The sequence below is a fragment of the Treponema sp. R6D11 genome (genome assembly GCF_054786075.1).
On the sequence record NZ_BDHD01000252.1, the window covers coordinates 1 to 2,104 of the forward strand.

Below are 2,104 nucleotides of genomic sequence, written 5' to 3' on the forward strand. Positions count from 1 at the left end.
TGCGGTAATCCCACGCGTAACGCCTTTCATACACGCTGTTTGCCTTGTTTCCGCTTCCGGGTCTTGTCAGCGCGAAGCCGTAGTCTACGCTGTATACTCCGTCTTCGTAGCTGTACGCGGCGCTGCCGCCGTCAGCGGTACTGTGTCCCCCGTAGCGTTCCTCAACCACGTTCCCGTTCCCGTCGTAGCGGTAATACATTTCACCTATCTTTTCAGCCTTGTGTCCGCCCTCGTAATATTCGTAGTCGAAGCTGTAGTTAAGCTCCATTCCGTTCTTAACCTGCCTCGTCTTGCTTTCACTGCTCGTCTTCTTCGTCATGTTTCCTATTATATCATATTCAAACGTTTGTTTGTAAGCGGCGTTGTAGCCTTCTATGCCCCCTCCGTCGTACAGGTACTGCGCGCTGCCCCCTCCAGCTTCCGTTATCTGGTACAGTTCGTCGTAGCCGTATTCCTGGCTCGTCTTATAGCGTCCGGCTTCGTTGTCGTATTTTGACACGTTTCCTACCCCGTCAAATTCATACGTTATTTTCTGGTATTTAACGTTTCCTTTCACAGTCTTTATCTCTTTCAGCCACCTGCGGTTCTCGTCGTAGCGGTAATACCTCTTCACCCCTTCCCCTATTACGCTTCCGTTTTGGCTCCTGTTGTTTCCGTACTCTATGTACGCCCTCTGACCCCATTCGTCGTACCCTATCTCTTTGACGTACTCAAAGTCCGTTCCCATGCGCCTGCCGGTCACCTTCTTTATCTGCCCGCCTCCGTCGTATTCGTACTTTACTTCCTCCCCGTCGGGATACAGTATTTTCTCCATTTGTCCAAGATAGTTGCTCAAATATTCCATTACAGCCGTCTTTTCGGACGTTACCCTTCCGGCGTCAAGCGTCTTTATCGTCCTGCTTTCCCGTAGCGTACCTTGCTCGCTCCGGATTCGTCTTTTATCCTCGTTATCCTTCCCGCGCCGTTGTAAGAAGCTCCGGGGGCTCCGTAAAAATACACTGTTTTCGTCTCGGACGGCGTGTCGGGTCTCTTGGGGTAGGTTATCTTTACAAGCCTGTTCAGCGAATTGTACTGGTACTCTATTCTTTTCCACGATTTCGCCAGAACGCCGTCGCTTTCCCATATCAGGTTGCCTCCCTGGTCGTAGCCGTACTCTTTCTTTCCTATGTCCGCGCTCTCCATGCTTATACGCCTGCCGAGCATGTCGTATTGCGCTTTTAGGGGGTTCTTTTTATAGTCCAGCGCCTGCAGCAGTTCCCCTAGGGCGTTATATTCGTATTCCCCCATAGCCAGAACTTTGTTACCTTCTTTTCCGTACCTGCTAGTCCTTACTATGTTGCCCCTGCCGTCGGCTTCACGCTCGCTCCTGTTTCCGTTCGCGTCCGTTACCAGAACGTAGCTCTTCTTATTCCTTATCCCGTACTCGGTTATCTCTTCGCTGCCGTCGGGCAGGGTTACTTTTACCACTCGGTCTAGGGCGTCGTACTCCTTCTCGGTTTCCTTGTAAAGCTGCGGGCTCCAGTTGTTCAGCGGGCTAAGAGGAGCTATCATTGCGTATCCAACATATATACCACTGGTAGAGTATAAATGTGGTCTAACGACACTATGAAAAAGCGATGTCAGCTACGCTGCGTGTCCAGTTTTTGTTGTTTCTCCCATATAGTTTGTATGTATTTTTCCATGTCGTCATTTCCAATACGTGATGTTGCTTCTCTAGCAGTACTCAAACTTTCCTCATCTATTTCCGCTCCATATTCCAATAATAAACCAACAATTGTAAATGCGCTAAACCTAATTGCAAAATTTATTGGCAATATTCCTTTTTCCTCATTATATTTTCTGTATGCCTTGTCTTTATTGAAAGAAAACAGAATGCTATTGGGAGCTCCTTTCATGTTGGGGGGCGCCCCTGATTCCAAAAACAGCTTTACCAATCTGTACACTTCATTTTCATATCGCGTTCTTTGATTTTTTAATAATTCTGTATCGGGATATTTTTCTGATATGATTGGCGAATTAGAAATTATTTTAAACAAATAAGGCCTTTTCTTTATTGGCAATATTCCTTTTTCCTCATTATATTTTCTGTATGCCTTGTCTTTAT

General features: G+C 47.1%; 2 protein-coding genes and 1 pseudogene. All 3 read right to left on the reverse strand.

Features of this window, described 5'->3' with window-relative positions; genetic code table 11:
* Window positions 1-844: pseudogene (locus ACYVTD_RS11910) on the reverse strand (RHS repeat-associated core domain-containing protein); the annotation flags it as partial.
* Window positions 845-888: 44 nt separating this feature from the next.
* Window positions 889-1,467: a hypothetical protein gene (locus tag ACYVTD_RS11915; RefSeq protein ID WP_461247982.1), complete on the reverse strand. Its 579-nt coding sequence runs from the start codon at window positions 1,465-1,467 to the stop codon at window positions 889-891.
* Window positions 1,468-1,619: 152 nt separating this feature from the next.
* A partial coding sequence (locus ACYVTD_RS11920) for a hypothetical protein (RefSeq protein WP_461247983.1) occupies window positions 1,620-2,104 on the reverse strand: 485 nt, incomplete at its 5' end.